The organism is Nostoc spongiaeforme FACHB-130 (assembly GCF_014698475.1).
GTDB classification, from domain to species: domain Bacteria; phylum Cyanobacteriota; class Cyanobacteriia; order Cyanobacteriales; family Nostocaceae; genus Nostoc_B; species Nostoc_B spongiaeforme.
In genome coordinates, this window is sequence record NZ_JACJTB010000003.1 from 312,628 (window position 1) to 338,050 (window position 25,423).

At 40.2% G+C, this 25,423-nt stretch carries 18 protein-coding genes and 1 tRNA gene; 9 read left to right on the forward strand and 10 right to left on the reverse strand.

The features are described 5' to 3' along the window. Positions 1-13: 13 nt before the first annotated feature. The 3 genes from H6G74_RS05310 to bamE all read right to left on the reverse strand — a co-directional run bounded on the left by H6G74_RS05310 (position 14) and on the right by bamE (position 2,272). Positions 14-829 (reverse strand): DUF4058 family protein, encoded by an 816-nt coding sequence (locus H6G74_RS05310; protein ID WP_190966677.1) that lies wholly within the window; start codon positions 827-829, stop codon positions 14-16. A 204-nt stretch (positions 830-1,033) separates the two neighbouring features. Further along, a complete protein-coding gene (locus tag H6G74_RS05315; RefSeq protein ID WP_313888455.1) occupies positions 1,034-1,426 on the reverse strand; it encodes an SH3 domain-containing protein in 393 nt (130 codons plus the stop codon). Positions 1,427-1,726: 300 nt separating this feature from the next. Continuing rightward, positions 1,727-2,272: an outer membrane protein assembly factor BamE domain-containing protein gene (bamE, locus tag H6G74_RS05320; protein WP_190966679.1), complete on the reverse strand. Its 546-nt coding sequence runs from the start codon at positions 2,270-2,272 to the stop codon at positions 1,727-1,729. Between the two features lie 254 nt (positions 2,273-2,526). On the opposite strand from bamE, the gene H6G74_RS05325 reads away from it, so the two are divergent. Continuing rightward, the gene (locus H6G74_RS05325; protein WP_190966680.1) at positions 2,527-3,402 is read left to right on the forward strand and encodes a DUF4231 domain-containing protein; all 876 of its coding nucleotides are present in this window, start codon (positions 2,527-2,529) and stop codon (positions 3,400-3,402) included. 292 nt (positions 3,403-3,694) lie between these two features. On the opposite strand, the gene H6G74_RS05330 is transcribed toward H6G74_RS05325, so the two are convergent. Next, a complete protein-coding gene (locus H6G74_RS05330) occupies positions 3,695-5,203 on the reverse strand; it encodes a UbiD family decarboxylase (protein WP_190966681.1) in 1,509 nt (502 codons plus the stop codon). A 411-nt stretch (positions 5,204-5,614) separates the two neighbouring features. Here H6G74_RS05330 and clpS point away from each other — a divergent pair, with 411 nt between their 5' ends. Next, positions 5,615-5,941 (forward strand): ATP-dependent Clp protease adapter ClpS, encoded by a 327-nt coding sequence (clpS, locus tag H6G74_RS05335; protein WP_062289826.1) that lies wholly within the window; start codon positions 5,615-5,617, stop codon positions 5,939-5,941. A gap of 4 nt (positions 5,942-5,945) precedes the next feature. Then, complete coding sequence (locus H6G74_RS05340; protein WP_190966682.1) at positions 5,946-6,278, forward strand: DUF2103 domain-containing protein; 333 nt, start codon at positions 5,946-5,948, stop codon at positions 6,276-6,278. Positions 6,279-6,347: 69 nt separating this feature from the next. On the opposite strand, the gene H6G74_RS05345 is transcribed toward H6G74_RS05340, so the two are convergent. Then, positions 6,348-6,668 carry a hypothetical protein gene (locus H6G74_RS05345; protein ID WP_190966683.1) on the reverse strand — a complete coding sequence of 107 codons (321 nt, stop codon included), beginning with the start codon at positions 6,666-6,668 and terminating at the stop codon, positions 6,348-6,350. A 276-nt stretch (positions 6,669-6,944) separates the two neighbouring features. Further along, on the reverse strand, positions 6,945-9,272 hold the full coding sequence (locus H6G74_RS05350) for an IMS domain-containing protein (protein WP_190966684.1): 2,328 nt from the start codon (positions 9,270-9,272) through the stop codon (positions 6,945-6,947). Positions 9,273-10,045: 773 nt separating this feature from the next. Between H6G74_RS05350 and pdhA the strand changes: the two genes are divergently transcribed. From pdhA to H6G74_RS05365, 3 genes are all read left to right on the forward strand, one after another. Further along, the gene (gene pdhA / locus H6G74_RS05355; RefSeq protein ID WP_190966685.1) at positions 10,046-11,080 is read left to right on the forward strand and encodes a pyruvate dehydrogenase (acetyl-transferring) E1 component subunit alpha; all 1,035 of its coding nucleotides are present in this window, start codon (positions 10,046-10,048) and stop codon (positions 11,078-11,080) included. A gap of 419 nt (positions 11,081-11,499) precedes the next feature. Beyond that, entirely contained in the window at positions 11,500-12,369 is an 870-nt protein-coding gene (locus H6G74_RS05360; RefSeq protein WP_190966686.1) for an aldose epimerase family protein, read from the forward strand. A 62-nt stretch (positions 12,370-12,431) separates the two neighbouring features. After that, positions 12,432-12,503 (forward strand) — tRNA-Lys (locus H6G74_RS05365). 176 nt (positions 12,504-12,679) lie between these two features. On the opposite strand, the gene H6G74_RS05370 is transcribed toward H6G74_RS05365, so the two are convergent. Further along, entirely contained in the window at positions 12,680-14,782 is a 2,103-nt protein-coding gene (locus H6G74_RS05370) for a tetratricopeptide repeat protein (RefSeq protein WP_190966687.1), read from the reverse strand. A gap of 589 nt (positions 14,783-15,371) precedes the next feature. Here H6G74_RS05370 and H6G74_RS05375 point away from each other — a divergent pair. The 3 genes from H6G74_RS05375 (at position 15,372) to H6G74_RS05385 (ending at position 21,650) form a co-directional block, all read left to right on the forward strand. Then, positions 15,372-17,939 carry a PAS domain S-box protein gene (locus H6G74_RS05375; protein ID WP_190966688.1) on the forward strand — a complete coding sequence of 856 codons (2,568 nt, stop codon included), beginning with the start codon at positions 15,372-15,374 and terminating at the stop codon, positions 17,937-17,939. A gap of 766 nt (positions 17,940-18,705) precedes the next feature. Further along, positions 18,706-19,365 carry a PEP-CTERM sorting domain-containing protein gene (locus H6G74_RS05380; RefSeq protein WP_190966689.1) on the forward strand — a complete coding sequence of 220 codons (660 nt, stop codon included), beginning with the start codon at positions 18,706-18,708 and terminating at the stop codon, positions 19,363-19,365. A 524-nt stretch (positions 19,366-19,889) separates the two neighbouring features. Then, complete coding sequence (locus H6G74_RS05385; RefSeq protein WP_190966690.1) at positions 19,890-21,650, forward strand: serine/threonine-protein kinase; 1,761 nt, start codon at positions 19,890-19,892, stop codon at positions 21,648-21,650. 150 nt (positions 21,651-21,800) lie between these two features. Here H6G74_RS05385 and H6G74_RS05390 read toward each other — a convergent pair whose 3' ends face one another. The 3 genes from H6G74_RS05390 to H6G74_RS05400 all read right to left on the reverse strand — a co-directional run bounded on the left by H6G74_RS05390 (position 21,801) and on the right by H6G74_RS05400 (position 25,421). Next, on the reverse strand, positions 21,801-23,471 hold the full coding sequence (locus H6G74_RS05390; RefSeq protein WP_190966691.1) for a phosphatidylglycerol lysyltransferase domain-containing protein: 1,671 nt from the start codon (positions 23,469-23,471) through the stop codon (positions 21,801-21,803). 82 nt (positions 23,472-23,553) lie between these two features. After that, positions 23,554-24,456 (reverse strand): alpha/beta hydrolase, encoded by a 903-nt coding sequence (locus H6G74_RS05395; protein ID WP_190966692.1) that lies wholly within the window; start codon positions 24,454-24,456, stop codon positions 23,554-23,556. A 5-nt stretch (positions 24,457-24,461) separates the two neighbouring features. Then, a complete protein-coding gene (locus H6G74_RS05400; RefSeq protein ID WP_190966693.1) occupies positions 24,462-25,421 on the reverse strand; it encodes an alpha/beta hydrolase in 960 nt (319 codons plus the stop codon). Positions 25,422-25,423: the final 2 nt, after the last annotated feature.

Here is a 25,423-nt window from a genome sequence, read left to right on the forward strand (position 1 = left end):
CTAACTTTAAATTTTAATTGGGGATTTCTGGACTGTGGGCTATTGTGCGTAATCCTTTGGTTTGTAACATTTCATTTGCCCAGGCTGCATCTGCTTCTGACAACGGTGGGAAGGGCGCTTGATTGTAATCTATGACTAAATCGTAACTACCCCGGTCATAAATTTCGGTTAATAGATTTTGTAGTTTAATTAAAGGTTCATTTTCCTCTGTTTTGAGAGGTAAAGGAAAAGAGGGAATAACATCTTGTAAATTAAAAGCGTATAAGTCAGCTTGAGGACGATTTTGAGCGCGACTGATTAAAATTCGGTAATCGCTTTGTATATCATCGCCAAAAACTAACATTGCTTCTCCAGTACGCAACAAGTCTATTTCTACCAAATTAGTTGCACTTCCTAAAACTCGCTGCCTTTTATTGTCGTATGCGTTGCGTCCTTCACCTGTGCGCTTATTTTTTGGGGATATGATTTCAATGACTGTCACTACTTCTTTAGTTTCTACATTTCGCACTTCTAAATATCTTTCTTTCACAGCTATTGGTAAAGGAACTGTGACAGCTTTAGGTTTGGTAGTAGGTGTAGCTACAGCGACAGTATAATTCTGTGGATTGATTTCTGAGGATTGTCGTTTTACCACTACATCAGGAATACCTACTAAAAGTCTATTATCATCATTAGTTTGATAAACTCTTTCTTCAATCGCTACAAAATATTTAGGACGTAACTGAGGAGCCAAAAAATCTGCGATCGCTACTATGATTCTGCCATGTATTCCCGGCCATAAATCAGGATGTTCTAAATACGGGTTCATTCCTGGGAATGGAGAAGGCATTTATTTACCTCAAGCTCAATTTTATTAGACTATCAGTACTAATTTTTATGGTAACTGCTTTACTCCCGACAAGATTATGACTTACGCAACTGGCATATTTTTTCTGTAGGGTGTGTGACGCAACAAGAAGATTTGAACGTAGTCATCAGATTTATAGCGTCACGCACCAATCACCAATTGTGACACTGACGTAAGTCCTGAATATCACGAACAAGTGGTTAAGGCTGCACCACACTGATCTTCTCTAGTTAACCAACCCTTGATACCTTGATATTCTACTTGCGCCCAATCTCCTTGACAGCCTAATAATTTTACCGTCGTCGCAGCCGGAACTTTGCCGATTTTTCGGCTTTGTGGATTAGGACTAGCATAGAGATTCACGCCATTAGTACCATAACCACGGGTAGATAAACCCAATTTTCCTACAGATACCCATCCTTTTCCTACAAAACCAGCACTAGCATTTGTAATCTGTACCCAATTTTTAGTAGCTGCAACAATCTGGACTGTTTCGTTAATTGGTACTTGTCCTAAAATTTTGTGACGCAGACTTATACCACTCCGCACATTTAAACCTTGTGGATCTGGATCAGTCACATAAGCATAAATATCACATTTTTTAACATTAATTGATTTTGCGAAAACAATTTGCTCGGATATACCAGTGTTGAAAAATATACTTATACTTGTGAGTCCTAATGTAATTACTAGCTTTGTCAGGGAGTGATTGATATTTTTATTCATACTGACTTGATATTTGCTAAAAAATCTGCCTTATTTATAGCAATTAAACCTCTATAGCAATCCGACAAACATCTATCTCCCTTATCTACCTTGTCTCTTTAAAGTCTCTTATTCATATCTCAAATAGAATAGCTATATCTCCACAGGTAACACTTAGAGTAGCTGTTCACTATACTGAATTTCTGTGACTTTGCCAGCTTCTATACGAAATGTCAATGCGGCGGTACTATCTGGACTACCAACCCCATATACTAAAAAAGTGACGTTGCCTTCCTTAGATATATAGGGCTTTCCGTAAGCCTTGATTACCTGAGATTGGGTATCACCGACTTTTATACCTGTGGACGTGAGCAATTTAGAACTACGGGTAACAAAATAATAAACAAAGAATAAGTTTTTCGGTTTGTTTACATAAGGAACTAAATATAAAGAAATATTAGGATATTCCAGGGTACGAATATTGTCGCCAACGCCTGGATTAAATTCGGTTTTAGTGCGGATGGGTTTTCCTAGAATGCGGCGTACTTGTTGTTCAGACATTCCCGGACGAATTTTTCCCAATCCAACTTTCTCCACAGGGATGATTGTGCTTTGTGTTTGTGCTATTTGTGGAGACTGTGCCAAAATCAACCCTTGGTTAGCTGTCAACGCCAGCGAAAATAAGCTAGTTAATGCCGTAATTAAGAGAATTTTTTTCATTTGAATATTTCAACTACCTCTCTAAGCAAGATTTGACAAGTGCAATTGTACTGTTTGTCAGCAGGGATAACTGCTGTGTTATAACATACTAAATTCTGCCGCAGAAAGTGTTTTTAAGCACTTTATTTGTATCCAGTCTAGAGAAAGATTTTCACTGAAAGTCCAAATTTACAAGTATTTTCGGCTGTACGAGTATTTCTCTAGCTGATATAACAGTATTTTATTTTACAGGTTAATTCAGCGCATACACAATCATGATTACTTCCGACATTTCTAGCTTTGAACAGCAACCACAAAGAGAAAGTTCCCGCAGTTTAGATTTATCTCTCATAGCCAACAGAAAAAGTTTATTTATCTTAAAACTATTGGAATATTTGTTGGCTGCTGCTTTTGTCTGCTGTGGTATTGTACTTACTGTTTATGCCAAGAACGAAAATTTGGTCATTGTTGGAGCGATCGCTTTAACAATTTTGACTTTCTTATTTTTATTTAACAGGCAGTTATTTCAAGATTCACAAAATGTTGCCAACCGTAGTTATTTGACAAAAAAAGCCGAAATTTATAGTTATATGCTGGGCAACAATAACTTGTTGTTGGAAAATAATCCAATTGTTCCTGCCAGAGAAAAAGCTTTACAGTATTGCCAGGATTTAATTGATGATTATAAAAAAGCTCGGAATCTTTCGAGAAATCTTTACTATGTGCTGCAAATATCTACGGTTATTTTATCAGGTGTGACCCCAATTTTAGTTTTGGTGGATAAACTAGAAGTTGGTCAAGCTTGGCTAAAATGGCTCCCTGTAATTTGTCCAGCAGTTGCCTCAATAGTAGCTAGTATTGTCACCTCATTTCCTTTTCAAAAAAATTGGGTCGCGGCTAACACAACTTTAGAATTACTAGAGGCTGAACAAGAAAAATTTATTTTGGGTGTAACCCCGGCTTATCGCTGTTATGATGCCTCTGATAGCAGTCAGCAGCAACAAAAAGCCAGCCAAGCAATTGAACAATTTATTGTGCAGGTGAATAATATTCATCTTCAACAAGTACAACAAGCCAGTGAAGTCCAACAGGAGAAAAAAGAGACAGAACAAACTAATACAAATAATTCTGAATCACGGGAAGATATTTAATTTAGTAGGTCTAGGTCACAATATAGCGTTTCTCGGTTGAGTGCAGTACAAGTAGATGGAGAAAAGAGGTGGTTAGGCTAGGGAAATGTACCTCACTGGAATGAGAGCCACTATAATTCAACGGAAAAAAGGGTGTGTTGCACTGTGGGATAACACACCCTTTTTTTATGTCTGGAATCTGCATTAGTCTATTGGACAGTTTAGATAAAATTAACCGCCGATAAACGCAGATGGACGCGGATGGAATTTCGGTTATTGCACAAATTTAGCTGTATCACTCCAATACAGATATCTATTTCATGTCATAACCAAATAAGTTGGGATCAACTTCGCCTAACTGCAAGTCTGCTAAACCATATTCTGCCCATCTTCGTTCTACCATTGCGGCGATATCAGGATCAGATTCTAGTGGTGCGCCCCATTCATGTTCGGTTTCTGGGGGAATTTTGGTAGTTGCATCAATTCCCATCCGTCCACCTAAACCAATTTTTTCACTGGCAAAATCTAAGGTATCAAAAGGTGTATTTGGCAGAATAAACACGTCGCGGGTGGGGTCAACTTTAGAACTGATAGCCCAAACGACTTGTCTGGGGTCGCGGATATTAATATCTTTATCGACGACAATCACAAATTTGGTGTAGGTAAATTGCGGTAAAGCACTCCAAAAGGCTAAGGCGGCGCGGCGGGCTTGTCCGGGATAGGCTTTATCAATGGAAATAATCGCGGCTTTGTAACTCAAAGCTTCCATTGGTAAGAAGAAATCGACAATTTCTGTGACTTGTTGGCGCAGAATTGGGGTATATATTCGATTAAGTGCGATCGCCATCATCGCTTCTTCTTTGGGTGGACGACCGCTAAATGTTGTTAAATAAATTGGGTCTTTGCGGTGTGTCATACACTGAAAACGAATTAAGGGCGAGTCTTCCACGCCGCCGTAATAACCCATGTGGTCGCCAAAAGGCCCATCAGGTAAAATTTCCCCTGGGGTAATTGTCCCTTCTAACACAAATTCCGAATCAGCCGGAACTTCTAAATCGACTGTTTTGCACTTTGCTAACTGCACACCAGAACCACCATACAACCCAGCAAATAACCATTCTGATAAATCGACCGGGATGGGTGTAGCAGCTGCCATGATAATTAATGGATCTACACCAAGGGCGATCGCTACTTCTAATTTCTTCCCACGTTCTGCCGCTTTCCGCAAGTGTCTCGCCCCACCCCGCACTGATAACCAGTGAACAGTCATGGTATTTTTTGATTGCAATTGCAAGCGATATACACCCACATTTGGCGTACCCGTCTCGCAATCTTTGGTAATTACCAAACCCAGTGTGATAATCTTGCCAGCATCACCAGGATAAGGACGAATCAAGGGTAAAGTATTTAAATCTAAATCATCGCCTTGAATGACTACTTGCTGACAAGCGGGAAAAAAGTCTCTCCCTGGTTTGGCTTTGAGGACATCAAACAGCACTTTCCCAAAATCTATCGCCTGGGAAATTTTCTTCGGCGGTTTTGGCTGCTGTAGCATACTCAGCTTTTTACCCAAGGTTTCCAATTCTTGGGGATGCTGCATATTCATCGCCCAGCAGATTCTTTCTACAGTCCCCAGCAAGTTCACCGCCACGGGGAAAGAAGCACCTTTGACGTTCTCAAACAACAACCCCGGCCCGCCTTTTTGCAGCATTTGGTTAGAAATCTCCGCAATTTCTAATTCTGGGTCAACCAAGGCAGAAATTCGCCGTAATTGTCCTCTTTCTTCTAAAATTTTAATGAATCCCCGCAAATCTCTCGCCATTGTTTTAATAAAGCAAATAGTTAAGAAGTATGAAGCGTCTGTTTAATATTATGAGCTATTGTTCGCTTTATGATCTTGCCATCATCTGAGAAGCCTGTTCTCTTTTTCAAAGCGTTAACTAATTGATTGACTTTTCTTAACCCTGTTGTACAAGCAATTTGGTTATTCTAACTAAGGATAGGCATTATTGATTTTAAATAAGCTCTACCCTTCAAACATGGCGAGAATAGATTTTTTCCTCCTAGCAGGTTGTCTGTGATGTGCTTCCTGCTAGGTTTACCTATTTATGGTCATTGGTCAAAAGCCGAAAGAACAACGTTTCACACTTCAGACTTCAAACTTCAGACTTTCTATGGACTAAACTATTTACTTATAATGTAGTTTTGTAAAATCCAGGTAGCCGACTGTTTTATGCTTACAAGACTTTCAGCAGCTGTTTACGGGATGGGTACAGCACCAACTATTGCTCCTGAACGGTCTAGTCAAACTATTCGCAAACAATATCCTAATTACAAGGTGATTGTGTTGAACGATGACTTTAATACTTTTCAACACGTCGCTGAGTGCTTGATGAAGTATATCCCGAATATGACTAGCGATCGCGCTTGGGATTTAACAAATCAGGTACATTATGAAGGACAAGCGATCGTTTGGGTAGGGCCGCAAGAACCAGCAGAATTGTATCACCAACAGCTGCGCCGAGCCGGTTTAACAATGGCTCCCCTAGAAGCGGCTTAAGATCATGGATAAATCTACCACAAACTCCCAAAAAGCAAATAACCGCAAAGATGGCAGACTCGTTTGGAATCACTCTACCCATCTTCCCGGTCTGATCCCCATTTTAGAAAATCTCTGCTTGCAAGAAGGCATTTACACCATTACCCCAGGCGTAATTGGGCGGGTAAAAGGTCATAGCCCCAAAATGCAATTACGTATATCTGTCCCAATTCGCGGGGGTTACAAAATTATCGCTAGACAAGGTAAGACAGTGCAAGAGGTGTTCATCCTAACTAGTTTAGTCCAGGATGAACTGCAAACAGCTATTGCGATCGCTATGAAACATAAATCAACTTAACAGTTAGTTACTAGCTCGTTTTTGTCTAGTTGATTTCATTTCACACTTCATACTTCATACTTTCTCTGACTATTCTTCCACTCGATGCACTGCGAATTTATGTAGCGGCAAACTCAGAATACAAGAAAATGTTAAGAAATATGACAAAGCTGTAGTGATTTTCAAAGACATCACCACAGATTCCCAATCAGGTAAAATGACTTTTTCTAAGGCAAAAGCAACACAATATACCAGCCAGTAAGAAAAACTCATTCTAAACAAAATCTTTTCTGTTTCTTCTATGTCATCTTTTGGTTGCTTACCGTCCCAAAGTAATACTAAACCAAGAATACAAGCACCAAAGGAGACCGCAACTACAAAATCATGACACAAGAAATTCATCGACTGCATTGGCCTCGATCCCAATATTTTGCAATTGAGTTTCAGTCTAAAGGAATATTCCTTGCAGTTACAAAAAATATTTACAAACTGCAATAAGTCATGCAGTTAATGTTACAAACTGCAAACAACATAGCTGTATTATCAAGTTATTTTTAGATTTATTTAACTTTAACTAGCGTTCAAAATCATTCTTAATAAATAAGATCCCCGACTTCTTTGAGAAGTCGGGGATCTGAAAGACGAAATTATCACAAATCAAACTTTCTCTCTTTTACACTGCCAACTTTAAAAATTCATTGTAATTTGATTCACCACATACATACTTTGAATCCGCCACATACCATCGCGCCGAATTAAATCATAACGAACCCGCAAATTTTCGTTAGAAGACTTTTTCTTCAGACCATTTTCATAAAACTGGGTTGCTTCTTTAACAGTTGCTAAAACGGCGGCGCGATTGGGGTCTAGGTCATTTTTACTGACAAATTCTATTTTGATACTGTGGTCGTATTTACGATAGCGGTTATCTAATTTATCTTGCTGGGCAACTAATCGCCATTGAGACAAAGATGCACCAGTTAAAATGTTATTTAAACTGTTAACATCATGGTTTGGCCCTAATGCTAAAGCTTTAGTAGAAAGCCAAGTCCGAATTACTTCTTCGGCGGTTGCATCGGTGAGGGGGCCGTCAGGTGGCATTACTTCACTATAGGGATCAGGAATTTCTATGGGTGGTTGATTAAGTTTGATTACTAAGGGGTTTTCTGGTAAACCTGGAGATGGGGCAAAGATATCTTTCAACCAACCAAAGGTGGTGGAAATTATTAACCAGAAAACTAATATCCCAGCTAAGGAAGCGAATACTGTCCAGACTAATCTGGTTTTGCGGTCTAAACTGCTGACAGGGCGGCGTTGGCGGGGTCGGCGATCGCGGTTATTATCTAATCTATGTTCTCGGTTAATAGGTTGATTTGTCGGCTTCCGTCGTCGGCGCTTTGGTGTCGGATGAGGCGCAGCACTTTTACCATTGAGATGATTACCTGTTGTGTTGTTTGTCCGTTCTGGGGAAGTAAAAGACGCAACGGGAATTTCTGGCGTTGGGGTGCGACTAGCCATAGCTGGTGCAGGTGGGGTATTCGTTCTCGGCGGCGACACCTGAGAATATTCAGGTTGTCTATGGTTGGGAGTTTCTGGTAAATCCAAATCTGGAATTTTAGCTTGATTTGGACGAGAAACCCCAGGCGTATTTGGTTGACGATGATTTGCTGGCGGTGCGTTAACAGGTTGACGATTAATGAAACCCCACTCGTTGGTAGTTTCGGCATCTGTCGGTAATGCTTCTAAATACGCTTGCACTTGTGGGTTGGCAAAGTAATCTTTAAGTGCGGCTGGCTGTCTGGATAAATCCCGAAAATGGGGAAACACTTCATTTTGTAACCACTGTTCGCCATACAAACACAAACCCGGTAATAAATCAGGCGAGTCCTGGGATTTTTCCCGAATAAAAGCTAAAGCTTCGTATTCCTGACTCATTTCCAAAACGCGGGTTGCTTCTTCGGTTTGTCCCAACAACAAAGCACAAAGTGACTGTTCTAGATGCACATCTTGACGCTTACCCAAATGCAGTAGCATTTGCCTAGCCTGACGAATTAAAGCGGGTTGGCGTTGGGCAAATCCTCTAGCAATCAAAGCATAAACAGCTAAGTAAGTAGCTACTGCCGATGGACGCTTACTTTCGGCTTCAAATAACTTATGCTGTTCTGTGACTGTTAAGTAGTGGCGAATTTGCTGAATAAATCGCAGAAAATCATCTATGCTTAAACCTGATTGATCGTTGAGAGTGCCATCAATACCACCACGATCTTCCAGGATGCTTTGTAATAATTCTAAGCCTCGGCGACGTTCTACTGTTTTATCTAAAGATAACTGTAGTAATTCTAAAATCCGATAAGGACGTAGTTTATAAAGGTCAGCTTGAATTTCTGCCTGGACGCTGGTAAATATACCTTCACTCACCAGCATTTCTAACCCAGATTCTAGAGAAACTGCGGCATTTTCGTAATAACCTTGTTGCCACTGTTCCCGCCCTAATTCTAGGCAAGCCAAAGCCACAGTCAAGACAATATCTGGATGTTCGCTGCTTTCGAGAAAGTCTTCCTCGATGGGATGATTGCCAATTTTGGCCGAGGCGACACCATTATGGTTAGCAAGGTATGTTTTACCGAGTTTGAGTACTTGTTCGTATTCCCCCAACTCTTGCAAAATTAATAACGCCCCGACTAATTCTTGTTGGGGAACGTCAATACTCAGGCCTTGGCTATCAAGATCATGACTAGTTTCTGTGCGGTTGCCTGCGGTGACTGTGGCAGTAGCTGTGCCATCAGGATCATAGGCATGGGACAGATAAAGCTGATCGTAACTGCTACGTTCTTTTGGATTTGATAAAACCACGTAAGCTGTTTCTATAATTTGTTTACGAGAAGAAATTGCTGCTTGAGAATACTCCCGTCGTGGCAGTTGTACAATGCGATCGCTATATGCTTGCCGCAATTGTTCTTCACTTGCCGCTAACGGTAGTCCTAAAATTCGGTAGTAATCTAGCGGAATTCGCACAGCCTACTTCCCCTGCACCGAGATCAACATAATCCACCTAGAGCGTTCCAGGTATGTAAAACCGTGCCACAATATTACGGTGAATAACACCGCGCCGGACTTACACTATTAAGTGTATATTGCAACAATTAATTTTGTTCCCTCTAAAATTTTGAGACACATTCTAGTACTATTAATTTGACTTCGCCTAGATAAGAGGGAAACTTTGTTTTAATTCTTAGTATTTCCTTTGTGTATAACTGCTATCAGCCATTAAACAATGCAAAACTCTCTGGCGATCGTTCATCATAATCGACATACCTAAAAAATAAGTTTATCTGCTTGACATTATACTTACGTGTTTGCCCTGGCTTTGGAGTGATAGTAGCAATACTTGTAACGGTAGATGCGTGATAATTACAAGGAATAGAATGTTACCATACTTAGACCTTGAGTTACAACTATCTAACAAGCTAAATTCAAGTGCGGCGTTTATTTGTGGGAAATTGTTAATAGATATGCAGAAACCAAGCTATCCTGATTGATAGCATCTGTACAGAAGTTGGGATTGTAAAACGCCAGAGGGCAACATTCAAGGTCATTTATGGCAGTTAGGGTGTAAAAGTCGCAGATAGCGACGATAAATTCCAAAATTCACCTATTTTTCCCTCTATATTCCAATTATCCTACTTAGCGCCAAAAATTTTAGTTTTTGTCTTCAGCACAACCAGGCCAAACAGAGGCCTATTTAACATGGTAAATTTCAGTTTTACAACAGGGATACTAAAAAAATAATGGTTCAAGAACGGACGTTACCTAAATTTGATACTGCCAGCGCCCAAATCACCAAAGCAGAAGGCCTAATGCTTTACGAAGATATGGTGTTAGGACGCTTTTTTGAAGACAAATGCGCCGAAATGTACTATAGGGGCAAAATGTTTGGTTTTGTCCACCTATATAACGGTCAAGAAGCCGTTTCGACAGGCGTTATCAAGGCAATGCGTCCGGGAGAAGATTACGTTAGCAGTACCTACCGCGACCACGTTCACGCCTTGAGTGCGGGAGTTCCAGCCCGTGAAGTTATGGCCGAATTATTCGGTAAAGCTACAGGTTGCAGCAAAGGACGCGGCGGTTCCATGCACATGTTCTCTGCGGAACATAACTTATTAGGTGGTTACGCTTTCGTTGCGGAAGGCATTCCTGTGGCTGCGGGTGCAGCTTTTCAAAGCAAATATCGCCGTGAAGTTTTGGGCGACCCCAAAGCCGACCAAGTAACCGCTTGCTTCTTTGGTGATGGTGCGGCTAACAACGGTCAATTTTTTGAAACCTTGAATATGGCAGCTTTATGGAAACTGCCAATTATTTTTGTGGTGGAAAATAATAAATGGGCAATTGGGATGGCACATGACCGCGCCACCTCCGACCCAGAAATTTATAAAAAAGCCAGTGTGTTTAACATGGTGGGCGTAGAAGTAGACGGAATGGATGTACTCGCAGTCCGGTCTGTCGCCCAAGAAGCCGTCGCCCGCGCCCGTGCTGGAGAAGGGCCGACATTAATCGAAGCCCTCACCTATCGCTTCCGTGGTCACTCCCTAGCCGACCCAGACGAGTTACGCAGCAAAGCCGAGAAAGAGTTTTGGTTCTCCCGTGACCCAATTAAGAAGCTGGCTGCTTATATGGTGGAACAGAATTTGGCAACTGAGGAAGAACTTAAGGCAGTTGACAAGAAGATTCAAGACCTAATTGACGAGGCTGTGAAGTTTGCCGAAAGCAGTCCTGAACCTGATCCTAGCGAATTGTATCGCTTTATATTTGCAGAAGACGAGTAGTTGTCAGAGACTAGGGAGTGGGAAATGAGGGACTAGTACCGCTACGCGGAAGTCAAAAGTTAAAAGTCAAAAGTCAAAAAGCTTATATCACATGCTTTTCGCTAACTTGAAATGGTATCTTTAATTTCCGCCGCGTTGTACTAGGGACTAGAGGCTAGTACAGTTCGGTGAAAATAAACAGACCATGCTTCGACCATGCTCAGTGACCATAAGAAATTGCTAAAAGGCTTGTGGTATTACTATTCTTTCTTTTTCCTTTTGACCTTTTACTTTTGCCTTTTTGTACTAGAAACTAGAGGCTAGAAATATGTATTCAGCCTCTCACCCTCCGGGTTCGCCACTTGCTTTATGCCGGGAAACCCGTCCACCGCAGTGGCTCACCTCTCACCTGTAACCTGTAATCTCTAAGGATTCATCTTGTGCCTAAAATTACCATTGAACAAAGACAATACAAAACTTATCTTCTGGCTGACGAAACTACTGGTAATCAGATAGAAGTTGTCCCAGAACGGGGCGGGATTATTACTAGCTGGCAAGTCCAAGGTCAAGAAATTTTCTACTTGGATACAGAACGCTTTACTCACCCTGATTTGAGCATTAGGGGTGGAAATCCTATATTGTTTCCCATCTGCGGTAACTTACCTGATAACACTTATACTCACAATGGGCAGCAGTATACTCTCAAACAGCATGGCTTTGCCCGTGATTTGCCTTGGGAACTTGAGGAAGTCTCTGAAGACAAGACAACTTATGTCAAAGTTCATCTGGTCAGTAACGCGCAAACAAAAGCAGTATATCCCTTTGATTTTCATTTAAGTTTCAGTTACAAAATCAATGGGAACACTCTGGAAATTCAACAACATCTGCAAAATTTATCGGCAACATCAATACCCTTTTCCACTGGGTTTCATCCTTACTTCCAAGCCCCAGATAAAACTCAGCTAGAGTTTGCTATTCCGGCTGGTGAGTATCAAGACCAGAGAACTAAGGAGAGAAAATTTTTTGGTGGAAATTTTGATTTCAACTTGGATGAAATTGATGTTGCCTTTAAGCAGCTAACTGCTAATTCAGCTACAGTCACCGACAATAGTCGTAAATTAAAATTGACTTTAGATTACGGCGATGAATATCCCATCGTAGTATTTTGGACGCTCAAGGGCAAAGACTTTTATTGTTTGGAACCTTGGAGTGCGCCGCGCAACTCTCTGAACACAGGCGAAAATTTGACTGTGGTGGAGCCAGGAGCCAGCTATCAAGCATCTGTTAGATTGACGGCAAGTTTTTTCTAAAAACCCCTTTACAAATCCACTGGTGTTTGTGCTATGATGGCAAAGTTGCAAACAAAGCAAAAGGGTCGCTAACTCAACGGTAGAGTACTCGGCTTTTAACCGATTAGTTCCGGGTTCGAATCCCGGGCGACCCATATAAAGTCAAAATCGCAGCTATAGGATTAAGCCTAAATAGAAAAGGTTTGATAATGCCGATCATTGCACGTCATTGATAAATTCACCAGCATACATTCACAGCCACATTACGCCAATGGGAAAAACTGGGATTAGGTGGTTTGTGGACAGCACCTGGATGTGGAGGAGGGGATATTCAATTGGAATTAGGTATTGTGGGAACGATGATGGGTTTTGATTTATCTTTGTGTAGTTGATTCTCGGCTTGGTTGCGTGCAGTTATCGCCTCTTGATAATCTGGCTTATATTTAATAGCTTGATTATAAGATGCGATCGCCTCTTGATGGCGGTTTAAATTGAGTAAGGCATTGCCTCGGCTATACCAAGTTTCGTAATGTTTTGGGTTGTAGCGTAATGCTCGATTATAAGCTGCGATCGCTTCTGCATATTTCTGCAAATTGTATTGAGAATTACCCAAGCTATACCACAGTTGATCATCGTTGCGTTTAATGCTGGCGGCTTTATTATAAGCTGCGATCGCTTCTGTATAGCGTTGCAGTTGATGTTTTGACCACCCAATGTTGTACCATGCTTGGTAATTATCTGCATCATTTTTGATGACTTGGTTAAATGATTCTACGGCTTCTGCATAGCGACGTAAGGTAATCAAGACATTACCTCTTGATAACCAAGCTGGATAATAACTCGGCTGATATTGTACCGTTTTATCATAAGCTGTAAAAGCATCTTCGTAGCGGTTTAAATTTACTAAAGCATTGCCGCGATTATACCAAGCTTGGTAATAATCAGATTTGATTTCTAGGGCTTGATCATAAGCTGCGATCGCTTCTTCGTAATTTTTTAAATTTTGCCATGCCAAGCCTTTACTATACCAAGCTTCCACATAGTCTGTTTTTAAATCTATGGCTTTATTGTAAGCTTTAATTGCATTATCATATTGCTTTAACTCGCTAAACACTTCACCCTTAGCATTCCAAACTTCTGGATAATCATCATGGAGTTGTAAAGCTTTATCAAAAGCTGCGATCGCTTCTGGATAACGTTGTAATTTTTGTAATGTCAAACCTCGTCCACTCCAAGCATCTACATAATCTGGCTGAATTTGAATTGCTTTTTCATAAGCTGTTAAAGCTGCATCATATTGTTTTAATTTAAATAATGTTTTACCTTGTCCATTCCAGCCTTGAGCATAATCAGGTTTAATATCTACTGCTTGTTTATAGACAGATAAAGCATCTTGATAGCGTTGCAATTCAAATAGTGTATTTCCTTGTTTGGATAATTCTACAGCATTATTAGCATTAATTCTATTAACCACAAATAAAGCGGATATTCCAGTGATAGTTAAAAGAAAAATCGCCCACACTAACTTGATAAATAAATTTTTACTATGCTTTTTCAGATTGAGATTTTTTTGCAAAATTCCCGGAGATATATTGATGGTTTGCTTTTCAGGCTGAACGAGATTTTTTAAAGCTGCTAATGCTACTGTTGCTGAAGCATAACGTTGCCGAAAATCGTAACAAACCATTTTATTGATAAATTTGGCAAAATCTGGCGAAACCTGCACTTTATTTTCCCAGATAATTTCATTTGTCTCAGCATCTTTTTCTAACTCTTCAGCAGGTATTCCCGTCAAAGCTTGAATAGCAATTACACCCACTGCATAGATATCACTACTAAATTTTGGTGTACCTTGGGCTTGTTCGCTAGGAAAATAACCAGGAGTACCAATAGCAACAGTAACTTTTGTTTGTCCTTCGGGCGTTACTACCTGGGTTGTAATTTGTTTGACTGCCCCAAAATCAATTAAAATTAATCTGCTATCAGAGTCACGCCGGAGTAAATTATGGGGATTAATATCACGATGAATGACATTTTGTTGATGAACAAATTCTAAGATTTCGAGTATTTCTTGTAAGAGTAAGATAACTTGGTCTTGACTCAGAGTTTTTCTAGCAACTAACTCTTTACTTAAATCATGACCGGGGATAAATTCTTGGACAAGATAAAATTCAGCATTTTCTTCAAAATAAGCTAACAATTGGGGAATGCGATCGTGTGTGCCTAATTTATAAAGAACTTGTGCTTCTGTATCAAATAACCGCCTAGCTATCTCTAAGGTAGCTGCATTGCTAACTTGGGGTTTGAGTTGCTTAACAACACATTGCGGTGAACCTGGGAGTTGAGTATCACAAGCTACAAAGGTTTCACCAAATCCCCCACCTCCCAAATAGCTAATAATTTGGTATCTTCCCACAAGTGTGTTTCCCAACATTTTGTTTGCCTAGCTAAATGCAACACAGTCTGATTCCAATATTGCCACAGGGAAAAGTATGAAGTGTGAAGTATGAAATTTTGACAAATGACTATTGACTAATTTTCATGATTCCTATTAGCGATATTGTCTGTATGGCGAGGAATATTCCTATCTTAGTTTGGGAACAGCGATGAGAACTAATACCAAATCGATATGAGGAAGAATATAATTAGCCTGCTAATACCAATTTAATATGAAGCTGTACCTATAACCCCTGTAGAGATTTTGTATACAACGTCTCTACAACAACTGATAAATTGCATCTTCATCAAGAAATGGTATAAGGTGGTCACTGAGCTTGTGGGAGTGCAGGCTTTGTTTGTATAGCCCTAGACTTCCAGTCTGATGGGTTTATTAAATATATTTTGTGCAGAATTTGGGTGTAATTTCAGCCCAAATAACAGCAGCAATTACTATATATCTTACGGCTGAATAGTTTATGTACCCAGTGAGAGATTGCATTTTTGCCCAAAAAAATCCATACTCATTCCAACGATAGGGTCTCTGCCGTTTCAACTGAGATTGTTTATTGCAAGTGGTTTTCAACATGCCAGACCATGATCAAGATGAATTAGTAGCTTTACGGCAGCGTGTTGCAGAGTTAGAAGAATTAGAAATTAAATATCAATGTCAGCAAGTTGCATTAGAGGCGCAATTAACTGAATTACAGACAAAACTGACAGCAAAAAGTCTCAATTCTCATCAGGTAGACATAGCATTGACGCTGCAACAACTCCAACAAGAAAAAGCAGAACGACAACAAATTGAAATCGCTTTGCAAGAAAGCGAACAACTCTTGAGACTGGCTATTGATGCTGCTTGGATGGGTTTTTGGGACTGGAATATTTTGGCTGATAAATTAATTTGGTCAGAAAGTCATGAACTGCTGTTTGGTTTAACTCCAGGTAGCTTTGAAAATACTTACGCGGCTTTTTTAGCTTGTGTGCATCCTGAAGATAGACAATCTGTCACAACAAATATTACCACTGCTTTAGCCAATAAAACTGACTATAAAGACGAATTTCGGATTATTTGGCCTGACCAAAGTTTGCATTGGATTTCTTCTCAGGGAAAATTTTACTATAACGAACAAGGACAGGCGACGCGGATGTTTGGCGTATGTCTGGATATTACTGGGCGGAAGCAGACAGAAGAAAACACCCGTCAATTAACTAGTCAAGTCCAAGAACAAGCCAATCTGTTAAATGCTATCCTTGCTACCTCTGTAGATCATATTTATATATTCGATCGCGCTGGTTGCCATCAATATATTAGTCACGGTGGTGCGGCTATCTTAGGTTTCCAACCGCAGGAAGTTGTGGGTAAAACGTTGCGAGACTTGAATTTACCCCATGATTTTGTTGAACAGGTGGAAATTCAGCAACAAGCGGTGATGGTTTCTGGGGAACCCATTAAAGATGAATGTCAATTACTGACAATTGAAGGATTGCGTGACTACGAATATATTCTCACGCCCCTACGCAATCACACCCAAAGCATTGAAGGTGTAATTGTCGTTTCCCGTGATATTACAGCCCATAAGAAAGTAGAACAGTCATTACGGGAAAGTGAAGCTCGATTTCGCCGCTTGTTTGAGTCTAACTTGCTTGGGGTGGCTTTTTGGAACATGGAGGGTTTCATTACTGATGCTAATGATGCTTATTTACAGTTAGTTGGTTATACCCGTGATGAGTTTGCGGTTGTCGGGAAAATTGACTGGCGAGAATTTACACCACTAGAATATCAAGATTTAGACGATCGCGCCCTGGCAGATGTGCAAGTTAGCGGAGTTTCGCAGATTTATGAAAAAGAATATGTCCAACGCAACGGTAAGCGGGTGGCGGTGGTTTTAGGAATAGCGTTATTAGCTGACTGTCAAGATAGGGGTGTGGCTTTTGTTTTAGATATTAGCGATCGCAAACGCGCCGAACAAGAACGCGATCGACTTTTGCAAACCGAACGCATCGCCCGTCAAGAAGCAGAAATCGCCAACCGCATCAAAGATGAATTTCTCGCCGTTCTCTCCCATGAATTGCGAACGCCACTCAACCCGATTTTAGGTTGGGCGAAATTGCTGCGAAATCGTACATTTGATGAAAAAACTACAAAACAAGCCTTAGAAACAATTGAACGCAACGCCAAATTACAAACCCAGTTAATCGAAGATTTATTAGATGTTTCGCGCATCCTCCAAGGGAAATTAAGCTTAAATGTCTGTCCTGTTAGTTTGGTGATGGTTGTGCAAGCAGCCTTAGAAACAGTACGCTTGGCAGCAGAAGCCAAATCGATTCAAATTCGCACCATATTTGATCCCAATATCGGGCAAGTTATGGGTGATGCTAATCGCTTACAACAAGTGATGTGGAATTTACTTTCCAACGCTGTAAAATTTACCCCAAATGCTGGACAGGTAGAAATTCAAGTTAAAGAAATTGATAATCAAGCACAAATACAAGTCAGTGATACAGGTAAAGGTATTTCACCAGAATTTTTGCCTTATGTGTTTGATTACTTTCGTCAAGCGGATGGGACGACAACGCGCAAATTTGGCGGCTTGGGTTTGGGACTGGCGATTGTCCGTCAAGTGGTAGAAATGCACGGCGGTACAGTCAAAGCAGACAGTCCCGGTGAAGGGTTGGGTGCTACCTTTACAGTGAGGATACCTTTGATTGTGATTAACGAACCAGTCAGAAGACAAGAAAATGAATCTTTAGCAGGTGAATCTGAGTTTGGGAATCTTTCTGGTATCAAAGTTTTAATGGTGGATGACGAACCAGATATCCGCGACTTAATCACATTTATTTTGCATGATTATGGTGTGGCTGTTACCGCCGTCACATCCGCCGCCGCCGCCCTTGCTGAAATTTCGCAGTCAGTACCAGATATTTTAATTAGTGATATTGGAATGCCCGAAGTAGATGGTTATATGCTAATTCGCCAAGTACGCCAGCTTACACCCCAGCAAGGTGGAAATGTCCCTGCGATCGCCCTCACAGCCTACGCTGGCGAAATCAACCAACAGCAAGCACTCACAGCCGGCTTCCAATTACACGTACCCAAACCAGTAGATCCCGACGCATTAGTAAAAGCGATCGCTAGTTTGCTTAAGTGCTGAGTGGGGAGTGTGGACAGTTTGGGGAGAGAGGGGGGAAAGATTTCTTCACCATCCTCCCAAACCTCCCACACCCCTTGATTTCTCTCTTGTGAGAAATCCAGCTAAACCTAGTTTCCCTCCTCTCCCTTGTCTCCCTTGTCTCCCTTGTCTCCCTTCTCCCCCTTCTCCCCTCTAGCCCCTAAACCTTTTCATTGTAAACTTTCCACTAAGTAAAAATTACGTAAGTACTGTGGCATCTTCGGATATCAGTATTGATAAATCCTTACGTAATCAAATATAGAGAGAATTTTCACTGAGATAGTACGGAAATAGGAATTTAATCTTTTCGTAAAATAACCAGATTTTTATTGCCGTTTTTTTTTTCTACTGACAGTATGGAAATATGCAAAGGCAACGATGACAATCGAGCTTTAAGGAACTAGGGAGTTAATTAGAGATGTAAGGCAGCAAGCTAAATTAGTGTGCTTCTTTAATTGAGCAAGTGCGTAGCTAAAAAGCATTTCTGACATTGCAAGAGCTATATAACCTCATAATTTCGACTTCTGCTAATTTGCGTAAATATCGCTTTCAAAGCGCGTTTTGTGCTGCTTCGATATGATGTAAATCAGTAGGAAATCACTTAAAAGAAACTACTGAGGTTATCAAGCTGATTGATATATAAGCTGCCCTTAATGCAATAGCTTGATGTCTACTTCATGAACTGCTAGAAATTTCTTTCTAGTGCAGAAGTAATTTGGCAAAAAGTTTATTTGCGCTCCCCCATTTTATGAAACCTACTTTTGGAGAAACTCAACTCATGCTGACACAATCTTACAAAAAATTATCTCAAGCTACTGCTGGTATTGCCCTTGGTGCTGCAATGTTAGCGACTGTGGTTAATGCTCCTGCACAAGCTGTAACTTTAAAAACATTTAATATTTCTGGAGAATTCGCGCCTCAAGCTATTTCTGGTTCCACTGGAGTAGCTGTAGATTTACAAAATGGTTCTTTTTTTGGAACTTATACAGTAGATATAGACCAACTACCCACTGCTACAAGCATCTCTTTGAATGATTGGTCTATCGTTCTCAAAGATGCTTCTAACAATATTTTGAGAACATTTTCTAGCAGCTTGCTGGGACATACTGGTCAAATAATGCAAAATAATTTGCTATTTAGTAACAACATAGGTACAAGCGAAGGTGAAGTCACAGAAAGTTTTGGATTAAAATTTCCTTCTGGTTTTACAGGCTTACCTATGGCTGTTGCATCTAGTGGAAGATTTAGTAGTGTCATAGACATCAACGATAATTTAACTGCTGGAAGAATAGGAATAACATCTGCAACTGTTGTACCAGTTCCAGAACCTGTTTCTACTGCTGGTGTTGCTGTGGCTGGTGTTGTGGGTTTATGGATGAAGCGTAAGCAAAAAGCAACCATAGCATAGTTGCATTCCTGAAAGACGGGGATAATTCATAAACTGGATTAGCTTGATTGCAGAGTTCTTTTTTACGCAAATACGCACTGGGGTTCCTTCTCTCCTCGCAAAGGAACCCTTTTCTTTGAGCTATTCCAATCTTCCTTGTCCCTCAATATACAAGGTTGGGTGGAGGAACGAAACCCAACATTCACGCATACTTTGTTGGGTTACGCTATCGCTACACCCAACCTACTATTCTCTTAACTAAACCGTATCGCCTTCTAAAATAATGCTTAAGTTCCCTCTGAAAATATTGCCAGTAAAAACACGCATTGATGGCTCTTTTTACGATATTATGATAAATACTTGGTTAATTTTGATTTATATGTAGTGCATACAGCAAAAAAAACTAATTTTGTGGATAAAAATACGTAAAAATTAATAAGCCAGGACAACCTTCAGTAAAGCTCAGGTAATTATTTTGCAGGACATCCGGAAACAATCAGGAGATGTCTGAAAAGTTATATGCGGACTTACTAAGTAACCAGCTTATGAGCCACTACATGATCGGTAAAGTACTACAATCGCGGTACCAAATCGTTGAAAGTTTGGGTGCAGGTGTATTTGGGCAGACATATACTGCTATTGACATTGAATACCCAGAAAACCCTAAATACGTCGTGAAGCAGTTGAAAACTCACAATTGCCAAGCCAGCTATTTAGAAACGTTAAGGTTACATTTTCTGACGGAAACAGAAACTCTCAAGCGTCTGGGTAGCCATCCCCAAATTCCAGAACTCATCGCTTGCTTTGAAGAACATGAGCGACTGTATTTGGTACAGGAGTTTGTGGAAGGACATGATTTAACAGCCGAACTACCAATCAATCAACTGTGGGGATGTTTGTGGGGTGAAAGTGAAGTTGTGGAATTTTTAGAGGATGTTTTACAAATTTTAGAATTTGTGCATTCTCAAGGTGTGATTCATTGTGATCTCAAACCAGAAAATTTAATTAGACGCTGTATTGATGGCAAGTTGGTTTTAATTGACTTTGGTTCTATCCAATCGGTGAAGTTTTCTTTAGACACAGAATTGCCTATTGATTGGATTCCTGTGACATCCTTGGGTTACATTCCACCAGAGCAATTTATTGGTCAAACAAGACCCAATAGTGATATTTATGCTTTGGGGATGATTGCTATTCAGGCGCTGACAGGTTTAGAACCGTTACAGTTTAAAGTTGATCCTCAAACGAATGAGATTATTTGGCGTTTACCAGATACTCCTGTGAGTGATTATTTAGCTGCTATTCTCAGCCAAATGATCCGCTATGATTTTCAAGAACGCTTTCAGTCGGTGGGGGAAGTATTGCGTATCCTCAAACAAATGCGCCGCGAAATTCAGCCATCTCAAGTTTTACCAATATCAGATTATGAACCGTCAGAACTGGTAAGGACGAGTGATGAGACTCAGCAAAATTTCACCATCGATAAATTAGCACCCCTGATGACAGGGATGAAAATTGGACTAGCGGCTAATTCTGTGTTGATGGGATTTGGTGTTTATTCTTTACTGAATAATTCACCTGCATATTCAGAAAGCGAAACTTTATATAAAGCGACGGAAAACTATCAGGCTGGAGACTTACAAGGTGCGATCGCTCTGGCTAAGTCCATTCCATCTTATAGTAATGTTTATCCAGAAGTACAAGCGACTATTGACGTTTGGCAACAACAATGGCTGCAAGCGGCGGAACAATATTTATTAGCCGAACAAGCCTTGAATGAGGGTAGATGGTCTGATGTTTTTAAAACAGCTAATCTAGTTCCTGATATTTTATATTGGCAATCCAAGACACAACTACTCGTACAGAAAGCCAGAGTTAATCTCGAAAGCCAAAGCCAAAGTTTACTAGCGAAAGCTTATGCAAAGGCGGAAGCACGAGATTTTTCCAGCGCCTTAGAATATCTGCGCCAAATTCCCCAAGAAAGTTCGGCTGGGGCGATCGTGCAGAGAAAATTGACCGAGTATAATCACAAACGACAGATTAGAGCCGCTTACTTTTTACAAAATGCTTATAAAAAAGCAGCTTTTGGTGACTTTGATAGTGCGGTTAAGTTTCTGCGCCAAATTCCCAAAAACACAAAAGTATATGCTCAAGCTCAAGCTAAATTGCAAGAATACACTCAAAAGCAACGTTGGCAAACTCGCACTCAAGAATTAGCATTTGATGTAGGTTCACCTAAAAAAAATACCAATAAACTGATCAATTCTCATTTCGACTATCAACTACAAGAAGTAAATATTCGCTAGTAGAACAAGGCAAAAGGTAAAAGTAAAAAGGCAAAAGTAAAAAGTAAAAAGGCAAAACTATTTCTCCCCCTGCCCCCTGCCCCCTGCCCCCTGCGGTTTTTATGATTGATACTATCCCCCCTTGTCCACCTTGTCCACCTTGTCTTGCTTCTACGCTCCTGGTTTGAAATAATCGAGGAGGCGATCGCCAGAATCAGCGCGAATTAATGCTACAACTACATCAGGTAAGGCTGTCAAACTTGGGTACACCAAATAACGGGGTTCCCAATTAGGACGAAACTTGTCTTTGTAAGCATGTAAGCCTTGAAAATTATAAAAGCCGTTCAAGTGTTCGTAAAGATAGTGCAGCACTTTTTCTAAGCGGCGTGACGTAGAATTTTCCCCGACTCCAGCTAAGGCGGAAAGGCCGAAATTAAAGCTGTCGTAGCCTGTTTCTTGAAAGTGCTGAAGCAGAGAAGTAAACAGAAAATCCATCATTCCATTTTCCATTGAGGCACGATGCCGCATCATATCAATGGTAATTTCATTCAGCTGATACTCTGGCAAAATGTTGGTAAACGCTGCAATTCCACCATCAGGTGTATGCACGACAGCAATTTCGCAATTACGCAGATAAGCTTCATCAAACCATCCTAAAGAAAAGCGTTTTTCGGAACCTTGCGCCATCTTTAACCATTCATCGCTGACAGATTTGAGTTGATGTAATAAGTCATGATTGATTGGTGGTTGATAAAAACTCACTTGATAGCCGAGTTTAGTTAAACGATTAATTGATGGGCGAAAGTTCTTTCCGGCTTTCCCTTGGAGAGTAAAGTTTTTTAGGTCAACGATCGCTTCTTCGCCAATCTTCAGTATTCTAAATCCCAGAGAGATATATAAGTCAAGGTCATCGGGCGAGGTTTGATAAAAAGCTGGATACCAGTCATTGCGCTGACAAAACTGCTGAAAACTGACAATTACCTCTTGGCGTTCTTCAATGGGGCCGATGGGATCTCCGAGGGCGATCGCACCCCGCCCTTTTGGTACATAAGCAATTACACTTTTACCAGAAGGACTAAAAAAATAACTTTTATCGCTTAAAAGTGTAATTGCAGCTAAAGAAGAACATCCATAATCTTCTACTATTTTTTTGGCTTTTTGCTGCTCAATTAAAGTTGCTGGGTTCTGTAAAAATACAGGCTGTAACAACATCACCACAGCAAATGTAATTGTACTGGCAGCAATAATATAAATAGAATCAGCAAAGAATTCACCAAATCTAGTTGTTGGTTGTAAGCCCCAATTATCCTCAGTGAAAAACATTGCTAAAGTCTGAATTAGGGCATTCTTCCAACTAAAATTTTCTGTAAACTTGCCATCTAATAAATAAAATCCGATTGTGCCGTAAGCCAAAGTAAACAGCAACGCTCCCATTAAGACTCGCACACCCCTAGCAATAGAAGGTCGATCTGATTGGGCTGTAAATACATGGCGCATCAAAATCAATTGTATTAATAAAATCCCTGATAATATACTTTCTTCGTAATCTAACCCTTTGATTAAATGGCTCAAAATCGAAATAACTAGTAACCCAATCGTTAATAGCCAAGCAACTCGCTTGCGGCGTAACAAATTAGTTGCCAAAGTTAATAATATAAATCCTGTTAAGGCTGCAAATATATGACCAGTAACCCGAATTTCAAACGGTAAAAATTCCTTTAACCAATGATTTCTACCATATAGGTTTGGTGTAACTGCGGATAAAACATTGACTACACCGACTAAACCTGTTAAGAAAACGACACTCCAAATTCCAATCTTATTTTTTAAGTCTTTATTCATTATTTTTAACTAAATCAATACGTTTTATAGCGATTGATAATCTAATTTGTCGGCGTTTATAATGTCCTTAATCTATATTGAATTATTTTTTGAATGTTTTAAATTGTTCTCCCACATAAGCAAGAGAGTCTTTTAAATGCTTGTGAAAATAATTCCAACCAACATCTGCACCAGATAAACCATGACCTCCAGGAAAAGCATAGAAAACGTTAGCAATACCTAAATTATTTAAGGTTTGATGAAAAGTTTTAGTAGAAGCCAAGAAATTCTGATCATTCAACCCCGCATCCAGATATATACGTAGTCGTTTTCTATCGGTAATTGATAACTGTTGGACTATTTGTAATGGGCTATTTTGCGCCCCGCTACTATCGGTAAAGTAACCGCTATGACTAAATAATATATTGAAGTTGTTGAGATAGCGTAACCCAATATTAAATGCGCCCCATCCACCAGAAGATAGACCACCCAACGCCCAAAATTCTGGGTTTTCTAGAGTCCGGTAACGTGACTTAACAACTTGGACTAATTCTGCACCAATTAAAGTCCCAAGTTTGCCATTCGGCCCGTCATAATAATCAGGGTCATATAAAGGGCTAGAACCACGGTTATCATTGCCATCGGGAGTAATAATAATTGATGGTGGTAATTTGCCACTTTTGTATAATTTATGTAATACGTTTATGATGGCATATTTATCAGCATAGGCACGCGCATCATCGTGACCACCATGTAATAAGAAAATCACGGGATAGCGAGTTTTGGAATTTTTTCGATAGTTGGGCGGTAAAATCACGCCATATTGACGGACTGTACCCATAGCTTGGGAATTGAAGGTTTCTAGCTGAAATTTTAAGCCTGTATCTGCTTGTTGTTGGGGTGGGTCTAATTGCGGTGCGCCTAAGATAAAAACATAATAATATGCAGCACCTGTGAGAATGGCGATCGCTCCTGCTAAACTCAAAAATAATTTCAGAATTTTCATAAATTTCAATTTATTTTCTGTTTTTTCGGCTGAGTAACTCCTAATTTATCAGCAGCGTGAGCGATTTCCGCAATCCGAAACTGTTCGCCCACAAATGTCAAAGAATCTGCTAAATGTTCTCGCCAATATTGCCAAGTATGACTACCAGTAAACTGCTGTAATAGATTGTAAACTTTTTGCTGATTCAAGACTTTTGAAAATTCTTTAGCATCATCAAGTTCTTCTGTATCAGATGTCCCGGAATCTAAATAAATTCGCAATCTTTTTTTAGCCTGATTTGGCAGAGTTTTAATATAGCTAATTGGGCTGTTTTGCGGCCCGCTTTTATCTTTAAAATAGCCACTATGACTAAATAAAACTGAAAAATTTTGTAAATTGTGCAATCCCACATTCATTGCACCCCAACCACCAGAAGATAATCCTCCCATTGCCCAAAAATCAGGATTAGGTAAAGTGCGATAACGCTGCTGCACTAACTTCACCAATTCATCGCCTACGGCTGTTACAACTTTTCCATTGGGGCCGTCGATATATTGGGGATCAAAATATGGACTAGAACCGCGCTTATCATTACCATCGGGCGTGATAATAATACTGGGTGGTAATTTACCTATAGTGTATAGTTTGGTCAAAATTTTGAGGGCTTGTCCTTTCTTTTCGCTAAACCAATCAAGCGGTTCACCGTGACCACCGTGGAGAAGAAAAATTACGGGATAACGTTGTTGGGGATGTTGTTCATAACCAGGGGGTAAGGATACTCCATAAGTGCGTTTTCCTGGCATAACTTGGCTATCGTAAGACTCGATTTTATAAGTTAAAGGTGAGGCTAAAGTATTAGCATCTGGCTGGGCTGGTAAAAGAGAAACTTTTATTGGTGTTGGTTTAGCGGCTACACCTTGGGAATAGTTACAGCCAACTAAAGTCAATGCCGAAATGAAGATTATTAAGATTTTTTTGTAGTTCATAT

What these genes read in the sequence shown, in the direction of transcription:
- H6G74_RS05375 (WP_190966688.1), top strand. Translation starts at nt 15,372, where the DNA reads ATGCCAGACCATGATCAAGATGAATTAGTAGCTTTACGGCAGCGTGTT.
- pdhA (WP_190966685.1), top strand. Translation starts at nt 10,046, where the DNA reads ATGGTTCAAGAACGGACGTTACCTAAATTTGATACTGCCAGCGCCCAA.
- H6G74_RS05345 (WP_190966683.1), bottom strand. Translation starts at nt 6,668, where the DNA reads ATGCAGTCGATGAATTTCTTGTGTCATGATTTTGTAGTTGCGGTCTCC.
- H6G74_RS05325 (WP_190966680.1), top strand. Translation starts at nt 2,527, where the DNA reads ATGATTACTTCCGACATTTCTAGCTTTGAACAGCAACCACAAAGAGAA.
- H6G74_RS05340 (WP_190966682.1), top strand. Translation starts at nt 5,946, where the DNA reads ATGGATAAATCTACCACAAACTCCCAAAAAGCAAATAACCGCAAAGAT.
- bamE (WP_190966679.1), bottom strand. Translation starts at nt 2,272, where the DNA reads ATGAAAAAAATTCTCTTAATTACGGCATTAACTAGCTTATTTTCGCTG.
- H6G74_RS05400 (WP_190966693.1), bottom strand. Translation starts at nt 25,421, where the DNA reads ATGAACTACAAAAAAATCTTAATAATCTTCATTTCGGCATTGACTTTA.
- H6G74_RS05330 (WP_190966681.1), bottom strand. Translation starts at nt 5,203, where the DNA reads ATGGCGAGAGATTTGCGGGGATTCATTAAAATTTTAGAAGAAAGAGGA.
- clpS (WP_062289826.1), top strand. Translation starts at nt 5,615, where the DNA reads ATGCTTACAAGACTTTCAGCAGCTGTTTACGGGATGGGTACAGCACCA.
- H6G74_RS05390 (WP_190966691.1), bottom strand. Translation starts at nt 23,471, where the DNA reads ATGAATAAAGACTTAAAAAATAAGATTGGAATTTGGAGTGTCGTTTTC.
- H6G74_RS05385 (WP_190966690.1), top strand. Translation starts at nt 19,890, where the DNA reads ATGAGCCACTACATGATCGGTAAAGTACTACAATCGCGGTACCAAATC.
- H6G74_RS05380 (WP_190966689.1), top strand. Translation starts at nt 18,706, where the DNA reads ATGAAACCTACTTTTGGAGAAACTCAACTCATGCTGACACAATCTTAC.
- H6G74_RS05370 (WP_190966687.1), bottom strand. Translation starts at nt 14,782, where the DNA reads ATGTTGGGAAACACACTTGTGGGAAGATACCAAATTATTAGCTATTTG.
- H6G74_RS05395 (WP_190966692.1), bottom strand. Translation starts at nt 24,456, where the DNA reads ATGAAAATTCTGAAATTATTTTTGAGTTTAGCAGGAGCGATCGCCATT.
- H6G74_RS05310 (WP_190966677.1), bottom strand. Translation starts at nt 829, where the DNA reads ATGCCTTCTCCATTCCCAGGAATGAACCCGTATTTAGAACATCCTGAT.